We start from the raw sequence: 25741 nt of genomic DNA on the forward strand, positions 1-25741 counted from the left end.
TAGAGCACCTGACTTTTAATCAGGGTGTCGTAGGTTCGAGTCCTACATGGCTCACCATTTTTTCAAACAGTCAATTCAACCGGCGGCCTTCGGGTCTCCGGTTTTTTGTTGTCTATAAAAACAAGCCGTTTCCTGCACGTTTGCTGCAAGGAACGGCTTGTTTATTTGTAACGGGTCTATTTGGGGCTGCGGATAGACAATTCGTAAATAAGCTCGCCCACGGTATCGCTAAGGCGTTCTTGAAGCTCTTCATTTAGTTCGAAGATGGGATCCTGGTTAGGCTCTTGGGTTCGGTTTATTTGCGAATCGACGGCATACACGCTGCTTACGTAATGCTTGGCGCCCATGGAAGCCAGCACAGGCTTGAGGGAGTAATCGATCGAAAGGAGGTGTGCGATCGTGCCTCCGATGAACAGCGGCGCAATGATTTTACCGTTTAATCCTTTCTGAGGAAGCAGATCGATATAAGCTTTTAATACACCGGTGAATGAAGCTTTGTAGACAGGGCTTGCAATGATGACGGCATCCGCTTGCTCGACTAATGCGTTGGCCTCCAAAATGGCAGGGCTGCCGAACTTGGCATGGACGAGATCCTCGGCTGGAAGCGAAACAACGGTAACCACGCTCGTTTCGTATTGCTGCTCGGCAAGCTTCTGCCGGACGTACCCGATCATTCCGTTAAGACGGGACGACAGGTTTGGGCTTCCGGAAATAATAACGATTTTTGGCATGTTGTGCACTCCTCTAATTTTACATTTATATACTGCCCATGATCCGGTCGACGGTTATGATTTGTTTCTTGTATTTTATCGAGATATGGGAACAATGTATACATACAGCTGCCAAAAAAGGAGAATCAGCCATGACATACATGCTAGCGGCGCTTACCAGCTTTGTGATCGTATTTGCAGCCGTGCCGCCGCTTCGGAGAACAGCCCTTCGGCTGGGCTTTGTTGACCGGCCGACGTCCAGGAAAATACATAACAAGCCGATTCCTCTTATGGGAGGGGCCGCTATTTTTGCCGGTTGCATAGTGACAATGATGATATTCATCGGTATCACGCCGCTGACCATGTCGATCATGACGGGAGGTTTGCTTCTTGTCGGAATTGGTCTGCTTGATGACGCAGCAAAGTCGAAGGGGAAGGAGTTCCCCATCTGGCCAAGAGTAGTCATTTACTTGGGCGTTTCGGCGATACCTGCTTTTTTGCAAATTAAAATTGCCGGAATCGCGAATCCGTTAGACGGCGCATTTGTTACGTTTCCCGTCTGGTTCTCGTGGCTTACGACTATGCTTTGGGTATTCGCCTTAATTAACATGATCAATTTCATCGATGGCGTTGACGGTCTCGCTTCCGGAGTCAGCGCGTTATCGGCTGTTACGATGCTGGTCATCTCGTTTTTGAAGGATCAGCCGGATACGGCACTGCTTGCGGTAATTGTCGCAGGAGTATCCTTAGGATTTTTGCTGTACAATTTCTATCCGGCAAAAATATTTATGGGGGACGCAGGCGCTACCTTTTTGGGATATACGCTGGCTGTCATTGCCGTTGACGGCACGTTCAAAAAAGCAACGTCGATTACATTGCTCGTACCGCTATTGGCGCTTGGGCTGCCGATTCTGGACACGGCGATCGTTATGCTGAGACGGCTGTTAAGCGGCAAAGGGCTGCATCGGGCGGACAAACTGCATACGCATCATATTTTGATGAAATGGGGGCTTAGTCAGGTTCAAACGGTATCGTTTATGTACCTCATCGCGGCGCTGTTTGCTCTTCTCTCCATCATCCTTTTGCTGGCGATAGGCTGAATTAGACAAGCGCTTGTGGTACAATGGCGAAAAAAAGCGTTTTTTCATCATGGCGAGTGATAGCCTTCCTCGGGCGCTTGTGGAGATAGGAGATAAAAAAATGAGCAAGACAGACTGGTTAAAGCCGCTGCAGCACATTTTGAAATGTCCGGTGCATGTCGTTTCGAAATCGAGAATGGAATGGAATGAGCTCCTTAAAGAAGCCGATTCAGTTTGGCTTGGTGACGCGAGGGATGGAATGCCGGAGGGCCAGCGCGTCGAAAAAGAGGGAAAGATCTGGTTTGCGGCAAGCTGCAACGATTCATCGGTTGAACTGATTGAAATTGAAAATGCCGCCTTGCAGGCCTCCGAAAAGGATCTGATCAGCTGGACTCTTCAAATCGGAAAAGGCAGGCTCGTGCCGGAGAGCACGTCTTCCCTGTCGGAGACGGAGAAAAACGCTCTGAAGCTGAGCGAATGGATCCAGAAGCAGCTGGAATCGGACGAGCCCGCTTATTCGCTTCCGGATCACTTGACCTCGGGAAGCCGCTTATATAACGAGATGATTCCGTTTCTGCTCGTAACCGAGCAGGTAAATACGAAGCAGACTGCTTTCACGGAGCTGGAGAAGCTGCTCAGGTCTTTCATGTCGGAGGATGTCGTACTCATTCCGCTCAAAAGCCAGGAATGGCTCATATGGGGTTCGGCAGCACTGCTGAAGGACGAAGACTCCGAAGCGCTGGAAGAGCAGGAGGAAGAATCGATCGAGGACAGCCTTGCCTCCATATGCCTGGGACTTCATGAAATGCTTGCAAGCGAATGGATCGGCGAATGCCATTTGGCGGTTGCGCACCCGGCCGTACCGGCCAAAGCGCTTGTGGAGACGACCATCTTGCTGCGCGAAACGGTGAATTTGGGACGGAAGTTTCATATCGGGACGAACATCCATTTACCATGGATGCTGCAGCTGGAGCGGCTGCTTAACGCCATTCCGGAAGCGCAGCGAGCCAAATATTTGGAGCAATCAATGAAACGGGCCGACTTGTTCGTCGAGTCGGAAATGCTGAGCACGATTGAAACTTTTTTTGCCTTGGATTGTAACGTAAGCGAAACGGCCAAGAAATTATATATTCATCGGAACACCTTGTTATATCGTCTAGATAAGCTGAAACAGGAGACCGGACTGGATGTTCGACAATTCCGCGACGCGGTTTTGGCGAAAATTATATTGCTATTGTATAAAGTTACGAAAAGAAATTAGTTTTTTTGTATAGTATGTGCATAGTCACAATTCTCTCTCTGGGATAAGATATAGGCATATCGAAATTTCTTTCTTAGGGGGAAAATTATCATGGCAGGCGTACGTTTAGAAGGCATTTACAAAAGATACCCAGGTTCTGACAAAGCATCGGTTACTGACGTTAACCTAGATATTAAGGACAAAGAGTTTCTCGTACTGGTCGGACCATCCGGTTGCGGTAAATCGACAACTCTTCGTATGATTGCAGGTCTTGAAGAAATTTCCGAAGGCAAGCTGTTTATCGGCGACCGTCTTGTAAACGACGTAGCCCCTAAAGACCGCGACATCGCGATGGTATTCCAATCCTACGCGTTGTACCCGCACATGAACGTATACCAAAATATGGCTTTCGGCCTTAAACTTCGTAAATTCAAAAAAGCAGACATCGACAAACGCGTTCGTGAAGCTGCTAAAATTCTTGATATCGAGCATTTGCTCGACCGTAAACCAAAAGCTCTTTCCGGCGGTCAACGTCAACGTGTCGCATTGGGACGCGCAATCGTACGTGAGCCGCAAGTTTTCTTGATGGATGAGCCGCTCTCCAACTTGGACGCTAAACTTCGTGGTCAAATGCGTGCGGAAATCAGCAAGCTGACTAAACGTCTTGAAACGACTACTATCTACGTAACGCATGACCAAATCGAAGCAATGACGATGGGCGACCGTATCGTAGTTATGAAAGACGGTTTTATTCAACAAACGGCTTCTCCGGAAGAGCTTTACAACCACCCGGTGAACATTTTCGTAGCAGGCTTCATCGGCGCTCCTTCGATGAACTTCATCAACGGTTCCCTTGTAGAGCAAGGCGGAGCGCTTCGCTTCAAATCAAGCGGCGTAGACGTTGTAGTTCCTGAAGGCAAAGCGGCAACGCTTCGTTCGAAAGGCTACATTGGCAAAGAAGTGATCATGGGCGTTCGTCCTGAGGATCTTCACGAAGAGCCGGTATTCCTGGAAGCTTCCCCGCAAACGATCGTTAACGCCAACGTTGAGGTTGCTGAGAACCTTGGTCACGAAATGTACCTGTACCTGAACGGTATCGGCAACGATACGGTAATCGCACGTGTAGACGGACGTTCCGGCGTACGCGACGGCGTAACTGTTAAGCTTGCGATCGACATGAACAAAATTCATTTGTTTGACAAAGAATCCGAATTGAACATCTTCGAAAACTAAGATGTCGATAAAGGGCCTCCGGCTTAGCCGGAGGTTCTTTTTTATGCATTGGCAGAAAACTGAATGATGCGCTAGGGCTTCTCAATGAGGAATGAATGACTAAGCATACATACTTTTATGACTTCGGCTTTGCCGTGCAAACGCGAGTCTGTTATGATGAAGACAATGGAAGCAGACTTACATACATAAAAGAGCAGCTGCTATATGAGGGAGGCCTACGATGCCGAAGAAAGTGAAAGTGTCCGAGCTCATCCGGCAATTTCAGCTAGAGATTATTGCGGGTGAAGACGGACTGAAGCGTGCGATTACCGTAGACGATTTATACCGGCCCGGGCTTGAGATGGCTGGTTATTTCCACTATCATCCGAGCGAGCGGATTCAGCTGCTCGGCCGGACCGAGATTTCGTTCCTGGACATGCTGGACAGCGAGGAACGGAAGGATCGCATGTCGCGGCTTTGCAACGAAGATACGCCGTGCATTATTTTGACGAGAGGGCTGGAGGCGCCGCAGGAGCTGATCGACCAGTCCAATGCGACGAATATACCGGTGCTGCGGAGCCAGACGGCTACGACGATTTTATCGAGCAGAATTACCGATTTCCTGGAGCAAAAGCTGGCGCCGACGGCAACAATCCACGGCGTTTTGGTCGACGTATATGGCGTCGGAATGCTAATTACCGGAGGCAGCGGCATCGGTAAAAGCGAAACCGCTCTCGAGCTGGTTAAGCGCGGCCACCGGCTGGTTGCCGACGATGCGGTTGAAATCCGCCAGACGTCGGACGGACAGCTGCACGGCAGCGCACCCGAGCTGATCCGGCACCTGCTTGAGATTCGCGGACTTGGCATCATCAACGTCATGACCTTGTTCGGCGCGGGCGCTGTGCGGACTCAGAAGCGGATCGGGCTTGTCATTAAGCTGGAAAATTGGCAGCAGGACAAGCAGTATGACCGTCTAGGGCTTGACGAGGAGACGACGCGCATTATCGATACGGATATTCCGCTTGTTACGGTGCCTGTTCGTCCCGGACGAAACCTTGCAGTTATTATAGAAGTGGGAGCGATGAACTTCCGCCTGAAACGGATGGGCTACAACGCGGCGCTTCAATTTACGAACAAGCTGACAGAAACAATTGCTGACGATATGGATGATTACGATTGATCGAAAAGGGGATATAGAACATGACGACATTAGCGTTAAATCCCATTGCCTTCAAGCTCGGATCCATTGAGGTACATTGGTATGGGATTATTCTGGGAACCGCTGCTTTGGTCGGCTTGCTGCTGGCGGTGCAGGAAGGGAAGCGGTTCGGGATCAAGCCGGATTTTTTCATGGACCTGCTTCTGCTAGGCGTTCCTTCCGCCGTTATCGGAGCGCGAATTTATTATGTGGCGTTCAAATGGGAAGATTATAAAGGCAACCTGCTGGATGTATTCAAAATTTGGGAAGGCGGCATCGCCATCTACGGTGCGCTAATCGGTGCCTTCATATGCGGCTTTTTCTATTTCCGCTACAAGGGTTATAATTTCTGGCGGATCGCCGATATTTGCGCGCCGTCGTTACTTGCCGGTCAAATGATCGGACGCTGGGGCAACTTTATGAACCAGGAAGCTTACGGCGGTCCGGTAAGCGAAGATTTTTTGCGGAACACGCTGCATATCCCCGCTTTTATCGTTGACAACATGTTTATTGCGGATGCCGCGTTCCCTGAGGGCGCATTCCGTCATCCGGCGTTTCTGTACGAATCGCTGTGGAGTCTGGTGGGCATCGGAGTATTGTTCGCGCTTCGCCGCCAACGGTTTTTGCGCGCGGGCGAGCTGGTAGCCTCTTATTTCATCTGGTATTCAATCGGCCGCTTCTTTATTGAAGCTTTGCGCATCGACAGTTTGGCCTTTATCGGCCCGGGCTGGCTGGCATCGCTAGTCAATGCATTATGGACGCCGATGGGAACCGTATTCGAGCAAGGGTATTTGGATCCGTCATACGGCAACGTTCGGATCTCGCAGGTATTGGCACTCGTATTGATTCTGGCGGCTATTGTTTTCATCGTCATCCGGCGCACGACGGGGCTTGCTTCGGCGTATTACCGCGATCCGGTCGTCTCCAGCAAGCCGGAGAAAAACGACGGAGCGGGCGGAGCCATGAAGGAAATCGAGGAAGCGGCTGAGGATTTGGACGAGGATGTAAGCAGCCGCGCGAAAGAGTAATGCAGGAGGGAATACAATGACGAGCAATGTTAAAACGATGCTGTTCGACCTGGACGGCACCATACTCGACACTAATGAGCTAATTATTCGCTCGTTCATCGAATCGCTGAAGGGATTTGTGCCCGAGGACTTCGGAAGAGAGCACATCATACCAAGCATGGGCAACACGCTCGTAGATCAGATGAAGCTGTTCTCCGGGCTGGAGGATGTCACTTCTCTCGTTGCGGCTTACCGGGAAGTAAATCTCAGGCTGCACGACGAGTATGTCAAATCTTTTGATTACGTCAACGAAGTGATCGCAAAGCTGCATGCGCATGGCATTCAAATCGGCGTCGTTACGACCAAGATGCGCCTGACGACGGAGCGCGGGCTGAAGTTTGTCGGTTTGTACGATTACATCGATGCGATTGTTACGATTGATGATGTTGTTAATCCGAAGCCGCATGCCGAGCCTGTCAGCAAAGCTATCGCTATGCTGGGCGCGGATCCGGGATCGACCATTATGGTGGGCGACAGCGTCGTCGATATCCAGTCCGCCGTAAACGCGGGAGCCATTTCGGTGGGCGTAGCCTGGTCGCTGAAAGGCGAACAGCTGCTGAAGTCTGCGGGAGCGCATCATATCATTTACGATATGCGCGATTTGTATGCTTTTATCGGATTGGAGCGGGAGTCGTTTGCGTAAGGTTGAACGGTATCCGGTGACGGGACCGAACGCCCTTTGGCAGGTTTATTCGACCGTAAGCCGGGTGAAATCGGTACGGAATTTTATTTTCATCCAGCTGGCGCGGTATTGCCCGGTACTACCGCTCAAAAATTGGATATACCGCCGGATTCTCGGCATGAAGGTAGGGAAGCATACGGCTTTCGCGCTGATGGTGATGGTCGATGTGTTTTTCCCCGAGCGGATATCGGTTGGCCATAATTCGATCATCGGATATAACACGACGATTTTGACGCATGAGTATTTAATTGAGGAGTACAGGCTCGGGGATGTCAAAATCGGGTCGCATGTCATGATCGGGGCGAATACGACGATTTTGCCCGGCGTGACGATCGGCGATCATGCGGTCGTGGCTGCAGGCTCGCTCGTCCATAAGGACGTGCCGGCCTACGCGTTTGTGGGAGGCAATCCGATGCGGGAAATCCGGCGCGGCGATGCCGTTGTATCGCCCGATCTGGACGAGCAGACACGCAATATCATTAATTAAATAATGGGAAAAGTCTCATTCGATGGCCGATTAAGGCTATTGGAATGGGGCTTTCTTTTTTGCCCTGGGCACGGCCGTTCTCTTGACTAAAACTCGAATTTCGTGATATTATTACGACTAATTCTTTAATTTGTTAGTATGGTAACATGGTAGCACTTTAATATACTAAAGTAACCGAAGGTGATAACGGATGTCTAAACCGAAAGTATTTGAGAAGCCGATAGGCGTTAAAGATTATTTGCCGGGTGCAGTAGCGAAGCTGCGCCATATCGAACGTCAGGTGCTCGCTTGCATGCAAGGCTGGGGCTACGAGCAGATCATGACGCCGACGATGGAATTTTACGATACGGTAGGCGTAGCGAGCGCAACGTCCGACCAGAAGCTGTTTAAGCTGCTTAACAACCGTGGCACGACGCTCGTGCTTCGTTCCGATATGACCGCCCCGATTGCACGCGTAGTATCCTCTTTGTTGAAGCAGTCGGATTTTCCGCAGCGCTTGTCTTATCATTCCAATGTGTTCCGGGCGATTGAGGAGGAAGCGGGCCGCGAGGCGGAATTTTTCCAGACGGGCGTTGAGCTGGTAGGCGATTCGTCGGCCGAGGCGGATGCGGAGGTTGTGGCGCTTGCGATCGCCTCGCTTAAGGCGGCAGGCGTGGAACGCTTCAAAATTGCGATCGGGCACGTAGGCTTCCTGAACGGCTTGCTGGAAGAGACGCTTCCGGGACGTACAGACGCACAAGAGCAGCTGAAAAGCTGCCTGCTCGGCCGCGATTATGTCGGCTTCCGCCAGCAGTTGCGCGAGCTTGCGCTTGAGGAGCCGGTACAGCGCGAGCTGGAGGGGATTTTACGTTTGCGCGGCGGACAGGAAATTTGCGATCAGGCGCTGCAGCTGAGCGCCGATGCGACGGCTCAGGCGTCTATCCGCCATCTGTGCGAAATTTGGGATGTACTGAAGGCTTACGGAGTAAGCGAGTATGTGCTGATCGATCTGACGATGATCGGGGATTTTTCCTATTATACGGGGATGACTTTTGAAGGATATGCGGCGGATCTCGGCTTCCCTGTCGTGAGCGGCGGGCGGTACGATAATCTGCTTGCGCAGTTCGGCCGGCCGGCGCCTGCGACGGGTTTTGCGCTGAAGACGACCCGCGTATTGGAGCTGCTCGGCGATGCGGAGGAGACGGCAGCGGAGCGTACGCTCGTGCTGTACGATGCCTCTGGCCGGTCGGCGGCGCTTGCGAAGGCGCAGCAGCTGCGGGCTGAGGGCGTCAGCGTCGTGACGGAGCGGGTAGCGGATTGGAGTGCGGCGGTTGCCGCTGCAGGAGAAAGGTCACCGTTCACGCATAAAGGCGTGAGCTACACGACATTGCTAACGTATACGGAAGGAGGCGGCGTTCGATGAGCGGAGCGAACAGGGATATTTTGAAGGTAGCCATGCCGAAGGGCCGCATTTATAAACAGGCGTCGAAGCTGTTCCGCGAAGCGGGACTGCCGATTCCGAGCGATTTTGACGATACGCGCAAGCTCATCATCGAGCTTCCCGAGGCCGGGATGGAGTTTATCATGGCAAAGCCGGTCGACGTTCCTACTTATGTGGAATACGGGGTGGCGGATATCGGAATCGTCGGCAAGGACGTGCTGATGGAGGAAAATAAGGACGTCTACGAGCTTCTCGATCTTGGCATCGCGAAATGCCGGATGTCCGTTATCGGGCTGCCGGATTGGAAGCCGGTCATTAACCCGCGCGTCGCTACGAAGTATCCGAATGTGGCGTCGGCGTATTTCCGCGAGCAAGGCCAGCAGGTTGAGGTCATTAAGCTGAACGGCTCGATCGAGCTTGCGCCGATGATCGGCCTGGCCGACCGGATCGTCGATATGGTGGAAACGGGTCAAACGCTGCGGGAAAACGGATTGGTGGAGATGGAGTCCATCTTCGGCATTACGAGCCGCCTAATTGCGAACCGGGTCAGCTACCGGATGAAGAACGAGGCGATACAAGGGCTGTGCGACCGGCTCCAGGAGACTTTAGCTGTACGGGTGTAGGTTATAGATACGAAAGGAGAGGGTTACATGCGCATTATGCAGGCGGAGCAGTTTGGTTTGAAGCGCGAGGTGGAATACGGGACACCGGAGCAAAATGAAGCGGCCTTGAGGATCGTCGCAGACGTAAAGGCCGAAGGGGATGCGGCACTGCTGAGGTATACCGAGCAGCATGACCGGGTGAAGCTGGATGCGGCGTCGCTGCGCGTGACGGAGCAGGAAATTCAGGCGGCGTACGGACAGGTCGACGCCGCGTTTCTCGAGGCGATCCGCGAGGCGGCCTCGAACGTGAGGGTTTTCCACGAGAAGCAGATGCGGAACTCGTGGATGGACCTGCAGCCGGACGGGACGATGCTCGGGCAAATTATGCGACCGCTGAAGCGGGTCGGCGTATATGTGCCCGGGGGCAAGGCGGCTTATCCGTCGTCCGTGCTGATGAACGTAATTCCGGCACAGGTGGCAGGCGTGCCGGAGATCGTGATGGTTACGCCGCCCGCTACCGGCGGCAAGGAGGGCATCGACCCGTATATTCTCGTAGCCGCCGCCGAGGCGGGCGTCAAGGAGATGTACCGGGTCGGAGGGGCTCAAGCGATTGCCGCGCTGGCGTACGGCACCGCTACAATTGCTCCGGTCGACAAAATTTGCGGACCGGGCAACATTTATGTGGCGCTGGCGAAGCGCGCCGTGTTCGGCGCCGTCGATATCGACAGCATCGCCGGCCCGAGTGAAATCGTCGTGCTTGCCGACGATTCGGCCGATCCGGCGTATGTCGCCGCGGATCTGCTTTCCCAGGCCGAGCATGACGAGATGGCGTCGGCGATTTTGATTACGCCGTCAAGCCGGCTTGCAGAGGCAGTTGCGGCGGAGGTGGAGCGTCAGCTGTCCACGCTGCCGCGGCAGGATATTGCCCGAAGCTCGATCGACAGCTACGGCGCCGTACTGCTCGTCGATTCGCTCGAAGCGGGCATCGACGTCGTCAACCAGCTCGCTCCGGAGCATCTGGAGGTGCTGACGGCCGACCCGATGAGTCTGCTCGGACTGATCCAAAACGCTGGCGCTATTTTTCTCGGGCCTTACAGCTCGGAGCCGGTCGGGGATTATTTTGCAGGGCCGAACCACATTATACCGACGAACGGCACGGCACGGTTCTCGTCGCCGGTTAACGTGGATGATTTCTTGAAGAAATCCAGCCTGATCTACTACAGCAAAGAAGCGCTGCTGGCAAACGGCAATAAAATTATGACGCTTGCCCGCCATGAAGGCCTCGAAGGGCATGCTCGCGCGATCGAAATCAGACTGGAGAAAGAACGGAACGATTAAAGTAGCGGCTTTTATAGATAGAGCTTTTATAAATAGATATCAGGAAAGAAGGAATGAACGTGGCGGAGAATAGAGTGCGCGAGGCGTCGGTGGAGCGCAAAACAAATGAAACGGATATTAAGCTTAGCTTTGCGGTTGACGGAACCGGCGAGGCAAAAATCGATACGGATGTGCCGTTCCTGAATCACATGCTGGATTTGTTCACGAAGCACGGGCAGTTCAATCTGAATGTCGAAGCGCGCGGCGACATCGACATCGACGATCACCATACGGTAGAGGATATCGGCATCTGTATCGGCCAGACGCTGCGCGAGGCGCTTGGCGACAAACGCGGCATCAAGCGTTACGCGAGCGTATTCGTGCCGATGGACGAGGCGCTGGCGCAGGTTATTATCGACGTCAGCAACCGGCCGCATTTCGAATACCGCGCGGAGTATCCGTCGGCTCAGGTCGGCAGCTTCTCGACGGAGCTTGTGCACGAATTTTTGTGGAAGCTGGCGCTCGAATCGCGTATTACGCTCCACGTCATCGTGCATTACGGCAAAAACACGCATCATATGATCGAAGCGGTATTCAAGGCGCTCGGACGCGCGCTTGACGAAGCGACCAGCATCGACCCCCGCGTACAAGGAGTGCCTTCTACGAAAGGAGTGCTGTAATATGATCGCGATCATCGATTACGGCATGGGCAATCTGCACAGCGTCAGCAAAGCGGTGGAACGATTAGGCTATGAAGCCGTGATCACGGCGGACCCCCAGGTGATTATGGATGCGGACGGCGCGATTCTTCCGGGCGTTGGAGCCTTCGGCGATGCGATGCACAATTTGCGCGAGACCGGGCTTGATGCGGTGGTGAAGCAATACGCGGCTTCCGGCAAGCCGCTGCTTGGTATCTGCCTCGGGATGCAGCTGCTGTTCAGCGAAAGCGAGGAATACGGTATTCACGAAGGGCTCGGACTATTGCCGGGGAACGTGATCCGCTTTCAGGGCGATTACAAAATCCCGCATATGGGCTGGAACAAGCTTTCCTTTCTGCAGGAGCAATCGCCCCTGTTCAACGGCTTGACGGAAGGGCATGTCTACTTCGTGCATTCCTTCCATGCCCGGCCTGAGCTTCAGAGCGACTTGCTTGCTACAACCGATTATCACCAGCAGGTAACGGCAATTGTCGGCCGCGGCAGCGTATTCGGCATGCAGTTTCACCCGGAGAAAAGCGGCGATCTCGGCATACAGCTGCTGGGCAATTTCCTGTCGTTGACAAAGTAAGAATAGCTGGCAGGAAAGACGTTCCCAGCAGGCATGGACATAAGCGTGCCAGTTGCCGGTCGAGACCATACTAATCGGACCATACTTCAGGCACAAATGGATTTTTTGCATCTATTTCAGGCAGGGTCGCGCTTTACGGAAAAATAACTGGATTTTGTATATCTAATAGTCGGGGGATTAGCAGTTATGCGGCTGGATGGATGAATTAGATTCATCTTTTCCAGTTATTTCAGCTAATCGTTCGTAACCTCTAAAAATAAAGTCATGAAATCCAGTTATTTGGCTCGGCGACACTACACAAGCAACTGATAAAGGAGAGGAAAACATGCTGGCGAAACGTATCATACCGTGTCTCGACGTCAAGGACGGCCGCGTGGTCAAAGGCGTTAATTTCGTCAACCTGCGAGACGCGGGCGACCCGGTCGAGCTTGCGGCGACCTATGATCAAGAAGGCGCGGATGAGCTTGTGTTTTTGGACATATCCGCATCGGTTGAAGGCCGCGCGACGATGATCGAGGTCGTCAAGCGGACGGCCGGCGAAATTACGATTCCGTTCACGGTCGGCGGAGGCATCTCGCACGTTGACGACATGAAGCGGCTGCTGCGGGCAGGCGCGGATAAAATCGGCATCAACACGGCTGCGGTCAAAAATCCTTCCCTCGTACAGGAAGGCTCGCGCAAGTTCGGCTCGCAGTGCATCGTCGTTGCGATCGACGCGAAGTACAATGCGGAGTGGGGCGAGTGGGAGGTATACACCCACGGCGGCCGCCAAACGACGGGTATTAAGGCGCTGGAATGGGCCCGCGAGGCCGAACGGCTTGGAGCCGGCGAAATTTTGCTCACCAGCATGGACGCGGACGGAACGAAGGACGGCTTCGACATCGAGCTGACGCGCGCGGTATCCGACTCGCTCGGCATACCGGTCATCGCCTCGGGGGGAGCGGGACGGATCGAGCATTTCAACGACGTCTTCCAGCGGGCGCATGCGGATGCGGCGCTGGCGGCGACGATTTTCCACTATAAAGAAATGACGATCGGCGAAGTGAAGGACGATTTGCGCAGAAAGGGTGTAGAAGTACGATGACGGAAACGAAAATAAACGACCTGGCCGCCAAAATCAAATGGGATGATAACGGTCTCGTCCCGGCCATCGTTCAGGATGCGCAAAGCAAGGAAGTGCTGATGATGGCCTACATGAACCGGGAATCGCTGCAGCTGTCCGTACAGAACGGCGTCACCTGGTTTTGGAGCCGTTCGCGGAACGAGCTGTGGAACAAAGGCGCTACGAGCGGCCATACCCAGCGTATCGTTTCGATGGCCTACGACTGCGACGGCGACACGCTGCTGGTGAAGGTCGAACAGAACGGCCCGGCCTGCCATACGGGCAAATACAGCTGCTTCTTTAACCAGATTCAGGTACAGGGCGAAGCGGCGGCCGGCGAGCAGCCGAAGGAAGACCGGTTCGCAACGCTCGGCAAACTGGAGTCGGTTATCGCAGAGCGTTACGCGGAGCGCCCCGAAGGTTCCTACACGACTTATCTGTTTGATAAAGGCGTCGACAAAATTTTGAAGAAGGTGGGCGAAGAAGCCTCCGAGGTCATTATTGCCGCCAAAAACAAAGACAATAACGAGCTGCGCAGCGAAACGGGAGACCTGATTTTCCACCTGATGGTGCTTCTGCGCGAGCGCGGGCTTCCGTTGGACGACGTGATCGCCGAGATCGAAAGCCGCCACGGCAAGCCGACGACGAATAAGATGAGATAGCTTTAAACCAAACTACACGGGAAAGGCCGGTACGCACATGTTGATCGATTATCATACCCACCACGCTCGCTGCGGTCACGCTGTCGGCGAGCTCGAGGAATACGTACGGAAGGGAATCGAGATCGGACTCGCGCAGCTTGGCCTTTCCGACCATATGCCTTTGCTGCACGTCAATCCGGCAACGTATTACCCGGAAATGGCGATGCCGATGGAGGAGCTCCCGCGTTACGTGGAGGAGTGCCTGTCGCTGAAGGAGAAATACAAGGACCGGATCGATATCCGGATCGGCCTGGAAGGCGACTATATCGAAGGCTGCGAGGAGCAGATCGAAGCGATCGTGAAGGCGTACCCTTGGGATTACGTCATCGGTTCGGTTCATTTTCTCGGGGAATGGGACATTACCGACTTCCGTCAGACGCACGGCTGGGAAGGCCGTGACCGGATGGCGGTGTACGAGCAGTATTACGATGCCGTTGCGAAAGCGGCCGCGACCGGCTTCTACGACTATATCGGGCATATCGACGTCATCAAGCGGTTCGGCTTCAAGCCGGAGGGGGACGTGACTCATCTGGAAAATGCGGCGCTTGAGGCCGTCAAGAAAAACGGATTGGCCATCGAGCTCAACGCATCGGGACTCCGGATGCCGGTGGAGGAAATGTTCCCGAGCCGCCGTATGCTGGAATACGCACACAAGCTGGGCATCCCCGTGACCATCGGCTCAGACGCACATCAGCCCGAAAGGCTCGGGCAATATTTAGATCAGGCGCGTGCGGCGCTGAAGGAAGTCGGTTATACCCAGCTGGCGACATTTAATTGTCGAAAATTAATGCTAATTGATTTTTGAATTCTCGCAAAATCAATGTATAATATAGATGACCAAAACATGCTTTGTCGAATAATGTGGCAAGGACGAGAACACAGGTTCAGTTAAATTTATTGGTTTAAACGCTCAGGAGGGTATCATGTTAAGCGACAAGGTGCGTATTTTTTCGGGTTCGTCTAATCCGGTATTGGCTCAGAAAATCAGTGAAGAGCTAGGTCTGACGCTAGGTGCGATCAAGATGTCCCGTTTCAAAAGCGGAGAAATTTACGTGCATTACGAGGAAACGATCCGTAATTGCGACGTCTTTCTGGTGCAATCGTTCTCCCATCCGATCAACGAGCATTTTGTCGAATTGCTTGTTATGATCGATGCGGCGAAGCGTGCTTCCGCCCGGACGGTCAACATTATCATGCCTTATTACGGTTATGCGCGTCAGGAACGCAAAGCGGCGCCGCGCGAGCCGATCTCGGCGAAGATGCTGGCGGACGTGCTGACGACCGTCGGAGCGAACCGGGTTATTACGATTGACCTTCATGCTCCGGCTATTCAAGGCTTCTTCAACATTCCGGTCGATCACATGACGGCGCTTGATCTCATCAGCGATTACCTGAAATCGAAGAACATTAAGAATCCGGTCGTCGTATCGCCGGACGCAGGCCGCGCCTCCACTGCGGAGAAGCTTGCGAACTACCTGGACACTTCGTTCGCGATCATGATCAAGAAGCGTCCTGCGCATAATGAATCGGTGATTACGCACGTAATCGGCGATGTTGCGGGTCAGACTCCGATCATCATCGAGGATTTGATCGACACGGGCACGACGATCGTGAACGTAGTGGAGAGCTTGAAGGAGCATGGCGCAGAGGATGTCTACGTCTGCGCGACGCACCCGCTTTTCTCCGGCTCCGCCATTGAGCGTTTGGATCATCCGCATATTAAAGAAGTTATCGTTACCGACTCGATCAGCCTGCCGGAATCGAAGCCCGAGCGCTTCACGGTGCTGTCGGTCGCCCCTCTGCTTGCGGAGGCGACAAGAATCATCCTGGAAGGCGGCTCCATCAGCACCTTGTTCAAGAGCAACGGCGTATAAGCGCCGGGAACCGCAGCCTGTCAACGAACCAAATAGACTACACAGCGGGAAATCGCGGGAGGCTTGTATGCCGTCCGCGATTTTCCCACATATTCTTTCGTGTTAGGATAGCCGGGGCTATGGTATAATCGTAGAAAATCGGAAGATACGGGAGGTGCCTTGCAGATGAAAGGAAAGAAACGCATTGCCGTCAATCAACAGACGAAGGTCATACCGGTTCAATGGGATGCCACGTTTTTTTTCGAGCGTGCGGTCCGATCGCTGGACCGGTTCCACTATGACAAGGCACTCAAATATTTTCGTCGCGCCGTTGAATACGAGCCGGATAATCCGGTCAACCATTGCAATATGGCGGGCATCCTGTCCGAAATGGGCAACTACGAGGAATCGAACCGGATTTTGGGCTGGATCGTAGATGAGCTCGATCCTTCCATGACGGAATGTCATTTCTACATGGCCAACAATTTCGCCAACATGGAACAATACGAAGCGGCCGAGGGCTCGCTGATTCAATATTTGGAAGAGGACGCGGAAGGCCAGTTCCTTGACGAAGCGGAAGAAATGATGGATTTGCTTCATTATGAGCTGGAGCGCCCCGCACGCATAACGAATATTAAGTCCCGCGAGGGCATGGTCGAGCATGACAATGCGCGCATGCTGCTGGAGGAAGGGAAATTTACCGAAGCTGTCCGCATTTTGGAGCAGATTATCGAGAATCAGCCGGATTTTCTCGCAGCCCGCAACAATTTAGCGCTTGCCTATTATTATATGGGCATGTTCGACAAAGCGATGCTGACGATCCGGGAAGTGCTGGAGCTTGAAGCAGGCAACCTGCATGCGCTGTGCAACCTGGCGATCTTCTACCAGCATGCGAATGACGGCGAAGCGTTAAAGCCTCTGCTCGAGCTGCTTCGCAAAACGGTGCCTTTCCATCAGGAGCATGTGTTTAAATTAGCGACGACTATGGGAATCTTAGGAGAGCATGGAGCTGCTTATAAGCACTTCATCCGTCTGCTCAAGGACTCGGAGCTTCATCAGGATCCTTGCCTGTATCATTATGCCGCGGTCGCAGCGTGCAATATAGGAAGATTGCAGGAAGCGGAAAGATTGTGGAAGCAGACGATCAAGCTCGATCCGGTGTCGGGCATCCCGCACTACTACATGGAGCAGCTGGAGCTGGTAAAGAGCGGAGCGCAAACCGCCACCATCAGCTACCATTACCATTTGCCCTTCGAAGAGCAGTTTAAGCTGTGGGAGAAATCGTCGGACGGCATTCCGGATCATTTGAAGCGCGATCCGCTCGTTCGCTCTTCTTTCTTCTGGGCGCTGCGCCATGGCGATCAGCACACGAAGCTCCAGGTCATTCAGGCGCTGGGCATGATTGCCGACAACGAGGTGAGGGATGTGCTTCGCACGTTTCTTCTTGAAGCGGGCGAGGACGATTATCTGAAGCGGATCGCGATATTCGTGCTGCGGACAATCGGCGTTCAAGAGCCGCTGCAGGCTGTGCTGGAAGGGAAGACGGTCGTCGTCGAGCCTAACCGCGTGCCGTCGAGGCTGCCGGTTTGGGAAGACAAGTGGCAGTCGGTCGCCGAGCTTGCCTTAAGCCGGATGAGCAAGCAGTACGATCTTGTTCAGCAGCATGATCTAATGACGCTGTGGGTGGAATTTTTGTCGCGGGTGTATCCGGATGTTCCGAAGCTGACGAAGCCGGAAGGCTGGGCCGCCGCACTTGAATATTTAACGGCCAAGATGCACCGGAGGGCGATTTCCTATCATGAGGTGTCCGTCCGTTACGGTACGTCGATCGCTACGGTCAGCAAGAACGTCAAAATGATCGATGAAGCATGCGGCATCAAAGAGAAGATGAAGTCGATCAGCTCCGTTTTTTCAAATGATGACAATTTATGATAGCGATAAATTGATTTATCATTATCGCCAGGACGAATAAACCATTTCACGAGGTGACTTTGCACATGTACAAATCGATTATTATCGGCACCGGCCCTGCCGGGCTTACGGCGGCCATTTATCTGGCGCGCGCGAATATGAACCCGCTTATTATCGAGGGACCGGAGCCGGGCGGACAGCTGACGACGACGACTGAGGTCGAGAACTTCCCGGGTTTTCCCGAAGGCATCATGGGTCCGGAGCTTATGGAGAACATGCGCAAGCAGGCGGAGCGCTTCGGCGCGAAGTTTATAACGGGCTGGGTGAACAGCGTCGATCTGTCTGAGCGTCCGTTCAAGGTACAAGTGGAAGGCCAAGGCGAGCTGGTGGGCGAAAGCCTGATTATTTCCACCGGCGCATCGGCGAAGTACCTGGGCATTCCGGGCGAGAAGGAAAATGTCGGTCGCGGCGTCAGCACTTGTGCGACATGCGACGGATTTTTCTTCCGCGGCAAAAAAATTATCGTAGTCGGAGGCGGAGACTCTGCAATGGAGGAAGCCAACTTCCTGACTCGTTTTGCTACAAACGTTGAGCTCGTGAACCGCCGTACCGAGCTGCGTGCTTCCAAGATCATGCAGGATCGCGCGCGCGAGAACGAGAAGATCAGCTGGAGCCTGGACCGCACTCCGGTTGAGGTCGTTGCCGGCGGTATGGGCGTCACAGGCCTTAAGGTTCGCGATAATGCGACCGGCAGCGAGGAGGTCATCGAGACGGACGGCATTTTCATCGCAATTGGCCATACGCCGAACACCAAGTTCCTGAACGGCCAAATCGATACGGACGAATACGGCTATATTCAGGTGAAGCCGGGAACGACGGAAACGAACGTACCGGGCGTATTCGCATGCGGCGACGTGCAGGACAGCAAATACCGGCAGGCGATTACGGCCGCAGGCAGCGGCTGCATGGCGGCGCTCGATTGCGAAAGATTTCTGGAAGGCGCTGTAACGCACGACTGGAGCAAAACGCTGTAATACTCTCTCGGGCGCATCATAACAATACAGACAGGGGCTATACCAGCCGAGCCGCAAGCTTGAGGGTATAGCCTTTTCATTCGCCGGGAGACCGCGGATTGCGCGGGTTCCTCTATCTTGACCGCAGGGTAAAGGAAAGCTTATAGTGTTACAGAGAAGATTAACACATTGATGAGGTGGACTAGTGATGTCTGAAAAGATTTACGTTGGAGTCGATGTTGGCGGAACCGCTATCAAGGTAGGCATTTGCAATGCGGACGGACAGCTGCTTCGTACGTATGAAGGGCCGACGGAGTCGAATAAAGGAACGGACACGATCCTGCAGAATATTGCAAAATACGCACAGCAGATCGTAGCCGAATCGGAATATGATTGGGAACAAGTAGACGGCGTTGGCGTTGGCATCGCAGGCTTCCTCGACATTCCGAACGGAATCGTGAAATTCGCCCCGAACCTGAAGATCGAGAACGTGAACTTGAAGGGCTATCTGGAGCAGGCACTGAACAAAATCGTTAAAGTCAACAATGATGCGAACGTTGCGGCGCTTGGCGAGGCTTGGGGCGGAGCGGGCAAAGGCATCGCCCATTGCGTGTGCTACACCCTTGGCACCGGCGTTGGCGGCGGAATTATTATAGATGGCAAAATCGTAGAAGGATACGCCGGCATGGCGGGCGAGCTCGGCCACATGGCCATCGTTCCCGACCTGGAAGCGATTCAGTGCGGGTGCGGCAAAATGGGCTGCCTGGAAACCGTGTCGTCGGCAACCGGAATTATCCGCATGGCCAAGGACGCCGTAGAGCGCGGCGACCGCACTTCCCTGTCGCAGGTCGAGTTCATCATGGCGAAGGACGTGCTTGACGCGGCCAAAGCGGGCGACGAAGTGGCCACCCGCATCGTAAGCCGGGCAGCCTATTACTTAGGCAAATCGATGGCAATGCTTGCGATTGTCCTTAACCCGCAGTATTTCATCATCGGCGGAGGAGTGTCGAAAGCAGGCGATTTCCTGTTCGACCAAATTCGCGAGGTATTCGAGAAATATACGCAGGATCAGGCGAAGGAGAATGTGAAGATCGTAGCGGCTACGCTTGGCAACAACGCGGGCGTGGTAGGCGCTGCAGGACTTATTTTAAGAGGGTGAGGTAGTCAAATGGAAACGGCAGCGGCAGTAGCTAAGCTTGTCATTATTACCGGTATGTCGGGAGCAGGCAAAACCATTGCTGTACAAAGCCTTGAGGATTTAGGCTTCTTCTGCGTCGACAATTTGCCGCCGGTCCTTATTCCGAAGTTCGCGGAGCTGATCGAGCAATCGAACGGGAAAATCGGCAAGGTGGCGCTCGTCATCGACCTTAGAGGCAGGGAGTTTTTCACGGCGCTGTCGGAATCGTTGACCTACATCAAAGAACATTTTACGATCAGCTGCGAAATTCTGTTCCTCGACGCCACGGACGAGGTGCTAGTGCAGCGGTATAAGGAAAGCCGCAGGCGCCATCCGATGGCACCGGAAGGATTGCCTCTGGAAGGCATACGCAACGAGAGAAGGCTGCTGGAGGATCTGAAGGGCTCGGCGTCCCAGGTAATCGATACGAGCATCCTGAAGCCGGTCCAGCTGAAAGAGCGGATTATTAATCATTTTACGAATCATAACCGGTCCAGCCTTTCGATCAACGTAACATCCTTCGGCTTCAAATACGGTATTCCGATCGACGCCGACCTGATTTACGACGTGCGTTTTCTGCCAAATCCTCATTATGTCGAGCATTTGCGTCCGAACACCGGCCAAAATCCGGACGTATACGATTATGTGATGAAATGGCCGGAGACCCAGCAGTTTCTTACCAAGCTGCTGGATATGCTGCAGTTCCTTATTCCTCTATACGCCAAGGAAGGCAAAAGCCAGGTCGTGATCGGAATAGGCTGTACAGGGGGCAAGCACCGCTCGGTGGCAATCGCCGAGTATTTGGGCCGCATGCTCGGCAGCAGCGATACGGAGCGCGTCCGTGTCAGCCACCGCGATTCCGACCGTGATAAACACTGATGGGGTGAAGCTTTTGTCCAACCGACATAAGGTAATAAGGCGGCCGAAAATCGTCGTCATTGGCGGAGGAACAGGCCTCTCCGTCATGCTGCGGGGTTTAAAGGAGAAGCCGCTCGACATAACGGCGATCGTGACGGTCGCCGACGATGGGGGAAGCTCGGGCATCCTGAGAAATGAGCTGCAGATTCCGCCGCCAGGAGACATCCGCAACGTGCTGATGGCGCTTGCGGACGCGGAGCCTCTGCTCACCGATGTGCTGCAGTACCGGTTCAAATCGGTGCCCGGGCTGGCCGGTCACAGCCTGGGCAATCTGATGCTCGCAGCCATGACCGATATTTCGGGCGACTTCGTCACGGGCGTGCGCGAGCTAAGCCGCGTATTGGCCGTACGGGGACGGGTGCTGCCGGCGGCCGACCAGGCGATCGTACTGAAGGCCGAAATGGCCGACGGATCGATCGTAACCGGGGAATCGATGATTCCGAAGGCCGGCCAAGCGATCAGGAGAGTGTTCCTGGAGCCTGTGGACGTAGAGCCTTTGCAGGAGGCCGTAGAGGCGATCGAGCAGGCCGATGCGATTCTGATCGGACCGGGAAGCCTTTATACGAGCATTATCCCTAATTTGATCGTTCCTAAGCTTGCGAATGCGATTGTCGACTCGGAAGCGGTTAAGCTGTTCGTCTGCAATGTGATGACGCAGCCGGGCGAGACCGATAATTATTCGGTAGGCGATCATCTTGAAGCCATTTATAAGCATATCGGACATCATTTATTTGATTACGTCATTGTGAACGACGGCGAGATTCCGCCGCAGGTCAAAAGCAAATATGCGGCGATGGGCGCAAAAGCGGTCCATCTCGATTTGGATGCGGTGACGGAAAAGGGCTATAAGGTCATTGCGGACCGGCTCGTCCTGTTCCGGACATTTTTGAGGCATGATGCCGAACGTTTAAGCCATCATATATATAAACTGGTAGAGAACTGGATGATACGAAAGAGGTGATGAACGATGTCATTTGCGGCCCAAACGAAGAAAGAGCTGACTCTTATAGAAGCGGACGACTGCTGCGAAAGAGCGGAGCTGTCTGCACTCATAAGGATGAACGGCTCGGTCAGCGTCTCCAGTCGCAAAGTCGTTCTGGACATCTCAACGGAAAATGCCGCCATTGCCAGAAGGATTTATTCCCTGCTCAAAAAGCATTTCGAGGTGCATGTCGAACTGCTTGTCCGCAAGAAAATGAGGCTCAAAAAAAATAATGTGTACATTGTCCGTATACCTGCGGGCGTTCAGGAAATATTAAGCGAGCTGAAAATCGTTTCCGAGGGCTTTATGTTTAACCAAGGAATCGACAAGGATATTATCCGTAAGCCATGCTGCAAACGGTCGTATTTGCGCGGCGCGTTCCTGGCGGGGGGATCGGTCAATAATCCCGAAGGCTCTTCGTACCATCTGGAAATATCGTCGATGTACGAGGAGCACTGCGAGGCGATCGTGGTCTTGGCCAACAAGTTCGATCTGAACGCCAGATGTATCGAGCGCAAAAAGGGCTTCGTCTTCTACATTAAAGAAGGCGAGAAAATTATCGAATTTCTTAATATTATCGGCGCCCATCAGGCTTTGTTCAAGTTTGAGGACGTAAGAATTATGCGCGACATGCGGAATTCGGTTAACCGTATTGTGAATTGCGAAACGGCAAACCTGAACAAAACGATCGGAGCGGCCGTCCGCCAGATCGAGAACATCAAGCTGCTGCAAAGAGAGGTAGGCCTTGACAGCCTGCCGGAGAAATTAAGGGAGGTTGCAGTCATCAGGCTGCAGCACCCGGATATGAACCTGACGGAGGTCGGCGAAATGCTCGGCGGCAAAGTCAGCAAGTCAGGAGTCAATCACCGGCTGCGGAAGATCGACGAGCTCGCGGAAAAAATCCGGGGAGTCTGACCTTTCATCCTAGTGTATCAGCTGGTATAATGATATAATAATTCAAAATGGCTTTTTTTCACTTGGCATGCTAATGATTCAGTAAAATATAGGGGGTATGGTTTCCATGACAAGGCTTCCGGTTGTCGTTCGTCTCAAGACGGGACTTCATGCAAGACCTGCAGCACTATTCGTACAAGAAGCGAACAAATTTTCCTCCGAAGTATTTGTTGAGAAAGACGACAAGAAAGTGAATGCTAAATCCATTATGGGGATTATGAGCTTAGCGATCAGCTCCGGCACCGAGGTATCCATCAGTGCGGAAGGTTCGGACGCAGAGCAGGCTGTAAACGCTTTAGTCGCTTTGGTCAGCAAAGAAGAGCTGGAGAACCAATAACAGCGCGAATGCGAAAAAGGGGGAGATGTCACGCGGGCTCGGCAGAGCTTGCGGCGGCAGCTCTTTTTTTATATGGAAATCAAAATTTCAATGCATGTTTTGCAGCAGAATAACCGTCACGAGGCACCAAAAGGCCTTTTAGACGGAAATCCACTGCATGAAATGCAGCAGAGAGGTCGATGGCTTGATTTTGTCTTGAATCCACTGCAGAAACTGCAGCAGAACCAAGATCAACAGCTGACATTACCGTATGGCGTACATAAAATAAAAAAGGCTGCCCTCCGTCACTTAGATGAACGGAGAGGCAGCCTTTTAAGCATGCACCGTAAATTAGCCGATTTTCTCGATAACCTTGTCGACGAGTCCGTATTCCCGCGCTTCTTCGGCGCTCATGAAGTAATCGCGGTCGGTATCCCTTTCGATTCGCTCAAGCGGCTGGCCGCTGCGGTCTGCCAGGATGCCGTTCAGCTTGTCGCGCATCTTGAGGATGCGGCGCGCGCGAATTTCGATATCGGTTGCTTGTCCTTCCGCTCCGCCCAGCGGCTGGTGAATCATGACCTCGCTGTTCGGGAGCGCATATCGTTTGCCTTTGGCGCCTGCAGTAAGCAGGAAGGCACCCATGGAAGCGGCCATGCCTACGCAAATCGTCGACACGTCCGGTTTTATATACTGCATTGTATCGTAGATGGCCATACCTGCTGTGATCGAGCCGCCCGGGCTGTTGATATAGAGCGAGATGTCCTTCTCCGGATCGTCCGCTGCCAAAAACAGCATTTGAGCGATGATGGAGTTGGCGACAACATCATTTACGCCGGAACCGAGAAAAATAATCCGATCCTTCAAAAGGCGAGAGTAAATGTCATATGCACGCTCACCGCGATTGTTCTGCTCAATAACCATAGGTACGAAGTTCATATCCAACGTGCCCCCTCCTCAACAAATATGAATGGTTAAATCGTATTCGTAATCCCATAATAACGGATGAATTGCCAAAAGTCAAAGATAGTCAAACGATTGGCAAATGAACTAAAAAAACCGCCCTAACGTATAGGAACGGTTTGTCTGAATCATTATAGATATTGGCGAAAGTTGAAAAAGTAATGGCGCGCCCGCTAGGAATCGAACCTAGATCTCAGGCTCCGGAGGCCTACGTCATATCCATTGGACCACGGGCGCATAAAAAACAGTAGCAAAAATGATTATATGTGATTAGCGTCCGAAAAGCAAGAGGGGTTGAAAAATTAAATTTGTGAAAAATGTGACGGTAATCGTTTTCAAATGGAAAAGGCCTCTTGCGGCGGCGAAAGATTTCCGATAAACTAATGGTGGGACTTGAAATGATACAGCGGGACGAATAATGTCCAGCTCAAAAATCGAATACGCGAAAGACCGATGGAGTGAAGGAAAGAGATGCATCAGATCGTAGAACTGCAGCAGCAGCTTGTACCGGATCTGCTGGACGTCATGAAGAAGCGGTATTCGATCCTTCATCAGGTGATGCTTTCGGATTCTATAGGACGCCGTACGCTAGCGTCGGCATTATCGATGACGGAGCGTGTGCTTCGGGCGGAGACCGATTTTCTGAAAACACAAGGATTGCTCGAGATTCATTCGGGAGGCATGCGCATCAGCGAAGCGGGCAAGCAATTGCTTGAGCAGCTTGAGCCCTTCTACAAAACCATGTTCGGCTTGTCCGAGCTGGAGGAGAAGATCCGAAGCCACTTCGGCCTGTCGAAGGTCGTCATCGTGGCGGGCGATTCGGAAACCTCGGCGCAGACGAAGCGGGAGATGGGCCGGGCAGGCTGTCAGCTGCTGAATAAAGTTTTGCGTCCAAGCGACGTAGTCGCAGTAACCGGCGGAACGACGATCGCCCAGGTATCGAGCCAGATGTCGTCGAATGTGCCGCTCAAGACCAACTGGTTCGTTCCGGCGAGAGGCGGTCTCGGCGAAAGCCTCGATTATCAGGCGAACACAATCGCGTCGACGTTGGCCAAACGGACGGGAGCGCAGTACCGGCTGCTGCATGTGCCGGATCATTTGGGTCAGGAAGCGTTCGCTTCCATTATGCAAGAGCCTAATATTCAGGAGATCGTAGCCGTTATCCGCAGTGCCCGCATCGTCATACACGGAATCGGGGACGCTATGGTCATGGCAAGACGCAGAAAGCTTGACAGCGAGGTCATCGAAGAGATGCAGGCGGAAGGCGCGCTGGCGGAGTCGTTCGGGTTTTATTTTGACCGAAACGGCGAAGTCGTGCACAAAATGCAAACGGTAGGGTTACGGCTGGAGGATATTGTTAACACTGAAGTTGTTATAGGCGTTGCCGGAGGCAGAAGCAAAGGTGAGGCGATAGCCGCGATCATGCGCTTCGGGCATAACGATATGCTGGTAACCGACGAAGCGGCCGCTCTTGAAATTGTTAATGTGATCGAGCAGGATAAAGCGGCAGGCAGCTAACGGGCAAGAGGAATCATGATGAATGCCGATGGTTT

At 53.2% G+C, this 25741-nt stretch carries 26 protein-coding genes and 1 tRNA gene; 24 read left to right on the top strand and 3 right to left on the bottom strand.

The genetic code is table 11. From position 1 onward, the window contains the following. Positions 1–176: 176 nt before the first annotated feature. Complete coding sequence (gene ssuE / locus KP806_RS24045; protein WP_224726303.1) at positions 177–731, bottom strand: NADPH-dependent FMN reductase; 555 nt, start codon at positions 729–731, stop codon at positions 177–179. Between the two features lie 131 nt (positions 732–862). On the opposite strand from ssuE, the gene KP806_RS24050 reads away from it, so the two are divergent. The 23 genes from KP806_RS24050 (at position 863) to KP806_RS24160 (ending at position 23249) form a co-directional block, all read left to right on the top strand. Next, complete coding sequence (locus KP806_RS24050) at positions 863–1810, top strand: glycosyltransferase family 4 protein (protein WP_224726304.1); 948 nt, start codon at positions 863–865, stop codon at positions 1808–1810. A gap of 100 nt (positions 1811–1910) precedes the next feature. After that, positions 1911–3050 (top strand): PucR family transcriptional regulator, encoded by a 1140-nt coding sequence (locus KP806_RS24055; RefSeq protein ID WP_224726305.1) that lies wholly within the window; start codon positions 1911–1913, stop codon positions 3048–3050. A 90-nt stretch (positions 3051–3140) separates the two neighbouring features. Next, positions 3141–4262 carry an ABC transporter ATP-binding protein gene (locus KP806_RS24060; RefSeq protein WP_224726306.1) on the top strand — a complete coding sequence of 374 codons (1122 nt, stop codon included), beginning with the start codon at positions 3141–3143 and terminating at the stop codon, positions 4260–4262. A gap of 220 nt (positions 4263–4482) precedes the next feature. Beyond that, positions 4483–5421 (top strand): HPr(Ser) kinase/phosphatase, encoded by a 939-nt coding sequence (gene hprK, locus KP806_RS24065; protein ID WP_224726307.1) that lies wholly within the window; start codon positions 4483–4485, stop codon positions 5419–5421. A gap of 20 nt (positions 5422–5441) precedes the next feature. Beyond that, a complete protein-coding gene (gene lgt, locus KP806_RS24070; RefSeq protein ID WP_224726308.1) occupies positions 5442–6467 on the top strand; it encodes a prolipoprotein diacylglyceryl transferase in 1026 nt (341 codons plus the stop codon). Positions 6468–6483: 16 nt separating this feature from the next. Next, positions 6484–7149 (top strand): pyrophosphatase PpaX, encoded by a 666-nt coding sequence (gene ppaX, locus KP806_RS24075; protein ID WP_224726309.1) that lies wholly within the window; start codon positions 6484–6486, stop codon positions 7147–7149. Next, a complete protein-coding gene (locus tag KP806_RS24080; protein WP_224726310.1) occupies positions 7142–7675 on the top strand; it encodes an acyltransferase in 534 nt (177 codons plus the stop codon). The genes ppaX and KP806_RS24080 overlap by 8 nt, the downstream gene beginning before the upstream one ends. 190 nt (positions 7676–7865) lie before the next feature. Beyond that, positions 7866–9077 carry an ATP phosphoribosyltransferase regulatory subunit gene (locus KP806_RS24085; RefSeq protein ID WP_224726311.1) on the top strand — a complete coding sequence of 404 codons (1212 nt, stop codon included), beginning with the start codon at positions 7866–7868 and terminating at the stop codon, positions 9075–9077. Then, the gene (gene hisG / locus KP806_RS24090; protein ID WP_224726312.1) at positions 9074–9718 is read left to right on the top strand and encodes an ATP phosphoribosyltransferase; all 645 of its coding nucleotides are present in this window, start codon (positions 9074–9076) and stop codon (positions 9716–9718) included. The genes KP806_RS24085 and hisG overlap by 4 nt, the downstream gene beginning before the upstream one ends. Positions 9719–9745: 27 nt before the next feature. Then, a complete protein-coding gene (gene hisD / locus KP806_RS24095) occupies positions 9746–11035 on the top strand; it encodes a histidinol dehydrogenase (protein ID WP_224726313.1) in 1290 nt (429 codons plus the stop codon). 53 nt (positions 11036–11088) lie between these two features. Beyond that, positions 11089–11694, top strand: a complete 606-nt coding sequence (gene hisB / locus KP806_RS24100; RefSeq protein WP_263575864.1) for an imidazoleglycerol-phosphate dehydratase HisB — start codon at positions 11089–11091, stop codon at positions 11692–11694. 1 nt (position 11695) lies between these two features. Then, a complete protein-coding gene (hisH, locus tag KP806_RS24105; RefSeq protein WP_224726314.1) occupies positions 11696–12301 on the top strand; it encodes an imidazole glycerol phosphate synthase subunit HisH in 606 nt (201 codons plus the stop codon). 325 nt (positions 12302–12626) lie between these two features. Continuing rightward, complete coding sequence (hisF, locus tag KP806_RS24110) at positions 12627–13385, top strand: imidazole glycerol phosphate synthase subunit HisF (RefSeq protein ID WP_224726315.1); 759 nt, start codon at positions 12627–12629, stop codon at positions 13383–13385. After that, positions 13382–14065 (top strand): bifunctional phosphoribosyl-AMP cyclohydrolase/phosphoribosyl-ATP diphosphatase HisIE, encoded by a 684-nt coding sequence (gene hisIE, locus KP806_RS24115; protein ID WP_224726316.1) that lies wholly within the window; start codon positions 13382–13384, stop codon positions 14063–14065. Before hisF ends, hisIE begins: the two co-directional genes overlap by 4 nt. 37 nt (positions 14066–14102) lie before the next feature. Continuing rightward, a complete protein-coding gene (gene hisJ / locus KP806_RS24120; protein WP_224726317.1) occupies positions 14103–14909 on the top strand; it encodes a histidinol-phosphatase HisJ in 807 nt (268 codons plus the stop codon). A 118-nt stretch (positions 14910–15027) separates the two neighbouring features. Then, on the top strand, positions 15028–15978 hold the full coding sequence (locus tag KP806_RS24125) for a ribose-phosphate diphosphokinase (protein WP_224726318.1): 951 nt from the start codon (positions 15028–15030) through the stop codon (positions 15976–15978). Between the two features lie 165 nt (positions 15979–16143). Beyond that, on the top strand, positions 16144–17889 hold the full coding sequence (locus KP806_RS24130) for a HEAT repeat domain-containing protein (RefSeq protein WP_224726319.1): 1746 nt from the start codon (positions 16144–16146) through the stop codon (positions 17887–17889). A gap of 65 nt (positions 17890–17954) precedes the next feature. Then, the gene (gene trxB / locus KP806_RS24135) at positions 17955–18902 is read left to right on the top strand and encodes a thioredoxin-disulfide reductase (RefSeq protein WP_224726320.1); all 948 of its coding nucleotides are present in this window, start codon (positions 17955–17957) and stop codon (positions 18900–18902) included. Positions 18903–19089: 187 nt separating this feature from the next. Then, complete coding sequence (locus tag KP806_RS24140; protein ID WP_224726321.1) at positions 19090–20040, top strand: ROK family glucokinase; 951 nt, start codon at positions 19090–19092, stop codon at positions 20038–20040. 9 nt (positions 20041–20049) lie between these two features. Beyond that, complete coding sequence (rapZ, locus tag KP806_RS24145; RefSeq protein ID WP_224726322.1) at positions 20050–20937, top strand: RNase adapter RapZ; 888 nt, start codon at positions 20050–20052, stop codon at positions 20935–20937. Between the two features lie 13 nt (positions 20938–20950). Next, positions 20951–21937, top strand: coding sequence for a gluconeogenesis factor YvcK family protein (locus KP806_RS24150; RefSeq protein WP_224726323.1), 987 nt, complete (start codon positions 20951–20953; stop codon positions 21935–21937). A 6-nt stretch (positions 21938–21943) separates the two neighbouring features. Continuing rightward, the gene (gene whiA / locus KP806_RS24155) at positions 21944–22873 is read left to right on the top strand and encodes a DNA-binding protein WhiA (RefSeq protein WP_224726324.1); all 930 of its coding nucleotides are present in this window, start codon (positions 21944–21946) and stop codon (positions 22871–22873) included. A gap of 106 nt (positions 22874–22979) precedes the next feature. Beyond that, positions 22980–23249: an HPr family phosphocarrier protein gene (locus tag KP806_RS24160; protein ID WP_028609180.1), complete on the top strand. Its 270-nt coding sequence runs from the start codon at positions 22980–22982 to the stop codon at positions 23247–23249. Between the two features lie 330 nt (positions 23250–23579). On the opposite strand, the gene clpP is transcribed toward KP806_RS24160, so the two are convergent. Together clpP and KP806_RS24170 are read right to left on the bottom strand one after the other, a co-directional pair. Continuing rightward, positions 23580–24164: an ATP-dependent Clp endopeptidase proteolytic subunit ClpP gene (gene clpP, locus KP806_RS24165; RefSeq protein ID WP_224726325.1), complete on the bottom strand. Its 585-nt coding sequence runs from the start codon at positions 24162–24164 to the stop codon at positions 23580–23582. 186 nt (positions 24165–24350) lie between these two features. Further along, positions 24351–24425 (bottom strand) — tRNA-Arg (locus tag KP806_RS24170). 234 nt (positions 24426–24659) lie between these two features. Here KP806_RS24170 and KP806_RS24175 point away from each other — a divergent pair. Then, entirely contained in the window at positions 24660–25706 is a 1047-nt protein-coding gene (locus tag KP806_RS24175) for a sugar-binding transcriptional regulator (protein ID WP_224726326.1), read from the top strand. Positions 25707–25741 lie beyond the last annotated feature (35 nt).

Origin of the sequence: Paenibacillus vietnamensis, assembly GCF_020169515.1 — a bacterium.
GTDB lineage: Bacteria > Bacillota > Bacilli > Paenibacillales > Paenibacillaceae > Pristimantibacillus > Pristimantibacillus vietnamensis.

Excerpts from the sequence above, each read along its gene's own strand:
- ssuE (WP_224726303.1), bottom strand. The coding sequence starts at position 731 with ATGCCAAAAATCGTTATTATTTCCGGAAGCCCAAACCTGTCGTCCCGT.
- KP806_RS24050 (WP_224726304.1), top strand. The coding sequence starts at position 863 with ATGACATACATGCTAGCGGCGCTTACCAGCTTTGTGATCGTATTTGCA.
- KP806_RS24055 (WP_224726305.1), top strand. The coding sequence starts at position 1,911 with ATGAGCAAGACAGACTGGTTAAAGCCGCTGCAGCACATTTTGAAATGT.
- KP806_RS24060 (WP_224726306.1), top strand. The coding sequence starts at position 3,141 with ATGGCAGGCGTACGTTTAGAAGGCATTTACAAAAGATACCCAGGTTCT.
- hprK (WP_224726307.1), top strand. The coding sequence starts at position 4,483 with ATGCCGAAGAAAGTGAAAGTGTCCGAGCTCATCCGGCAATTTCAGCTA.
- lgt (WP_224726308.1), top strand. The coding sequence starts at position 5,442 with ATGACGACATTAGCGTTAAATCCCATTGCCTTCAAGCTCGGATCCATT.
- ppaX (WP_224726309.1), top strand. The coding sequence starts at position 6,484 with ATGACGAGCAATGTTAAAACGATGCTGTTCGACCTGGACGGCACCATA.
- KP806_RS24085 (WP_224726311.1), top strand. The coding sequence starts at position 7,866 with ATGTCTAAACCGAAAGTATTTGAGAAGCCGATAGGCGTTAAAGATTAT.
- hisG (WP_224726312.1), top strand. The coding sequence starts at position 9,074 with ATGAGCGGAGCGAACAGGGATATTTTGAAGGTAGCCATGCCGAAGGGC.
- hisD (WP_224726313.1), top strand. The coding sequence starts at position 9,746 with ATGCGCATTATGCAGGCGGAGCAGTTTGGTTTGAAGCGCGAGGTGGAA.
- hisB (WP_263575864.1), top strand. The coding sequence starts at position 11,089 with ATGAACGTGGCGGAGAATAGAGTGCGCGAGGCGTCGGTGGAGCGCAAA.
- hisH (WP_224726314.1), top strand. The coding sequence starts at position 11,696 with ATGATCGCGATCATCGATTACGGCATGGGCAATCTGCACAGCGTCAGC.
- hisF (WP_224726315.1), top strand. The coding sequence starts at position 12,627 with ATGCTGGCGAAACGTATCATACCGTGTCTCGACGTCAAGGACGGCCGC.
- hisIE (WP_224726316.1), top strand. The coding sequence starts at position 13,382 with ATGACGGAAACGAAAATAAACGACCTGGCCGCCAAAATCAAATGGGAT.
- hisJ (WP_224726317.1), top strand. The coding sequence starts at position 14,103 with ATGTTGATCGATTATCATACCCACCACGCTCGCTGCGGTCACGCTGTC.
- KP806_RS24125 (WP_224726318.1), top strand. The coding sequence starts at position 15,028 with ATGTTAAGCGACAAGGTGCGTATTTTTTCGGGTTCGTCTAATCCGGTA.
- KP806_RS24130 (WP_224726319.1), top strand. The coding sequence starts at position 16,144 with ATGAAAGGAAAGAAACGCATTGCCGTCAATCAACAGACGAAGGTCATA.
- trxB (WP_224726320.1), top strand. The coding sequence starts at position 17,955 with ATGTACAAATCGATTATTATCGGCACCGGCCCTGCCGGGCTTACGGCG.
- KP806_RS24140 (WP_224726321.1), top strand. The coding sequence starts at position 19,090 with ATGTCTGAAAAGATTTACGTTGGAGTCGATGTTGGCGGAACCGCTATC.
- rapZ (WP_224726322.1), top strand. The coding sequence starts at position 20,050 with ATGGAAACGGCAGCGGCAGTAGCTAAGCTTGTCATTATTACCGGTATG.
- whiA (WP_224726324.1), top strand. The coding sequence starts at position 21,944 with ATGTCATTTGCGGCCCAAACGAAGAAAGAGCTGACTCTTATAGAAGCG.
- KP806_RS24160 (WP_028609180.1), top strand. The coding sequence starts at position 22,980 with ATGACAAGGCTTCCGGTTGTCGTTCGTCTCAAGACGGGACTTCATGCA.
- clpP (WP_224726325.1), bottom strand. The coding sequence starts at position 24,164 with ATGAACTTCGTACCTATGGTTATTGAGCAGAACAATCGCGGTGAGCGT.
- KP806_RS24175 (WP_224726326.1), top strand. The coding sequence starts at position 24,660 with ATGCATCAGATCGTAGAACTGCAGCAGCAGCTTGTACCGGATCTGCTG.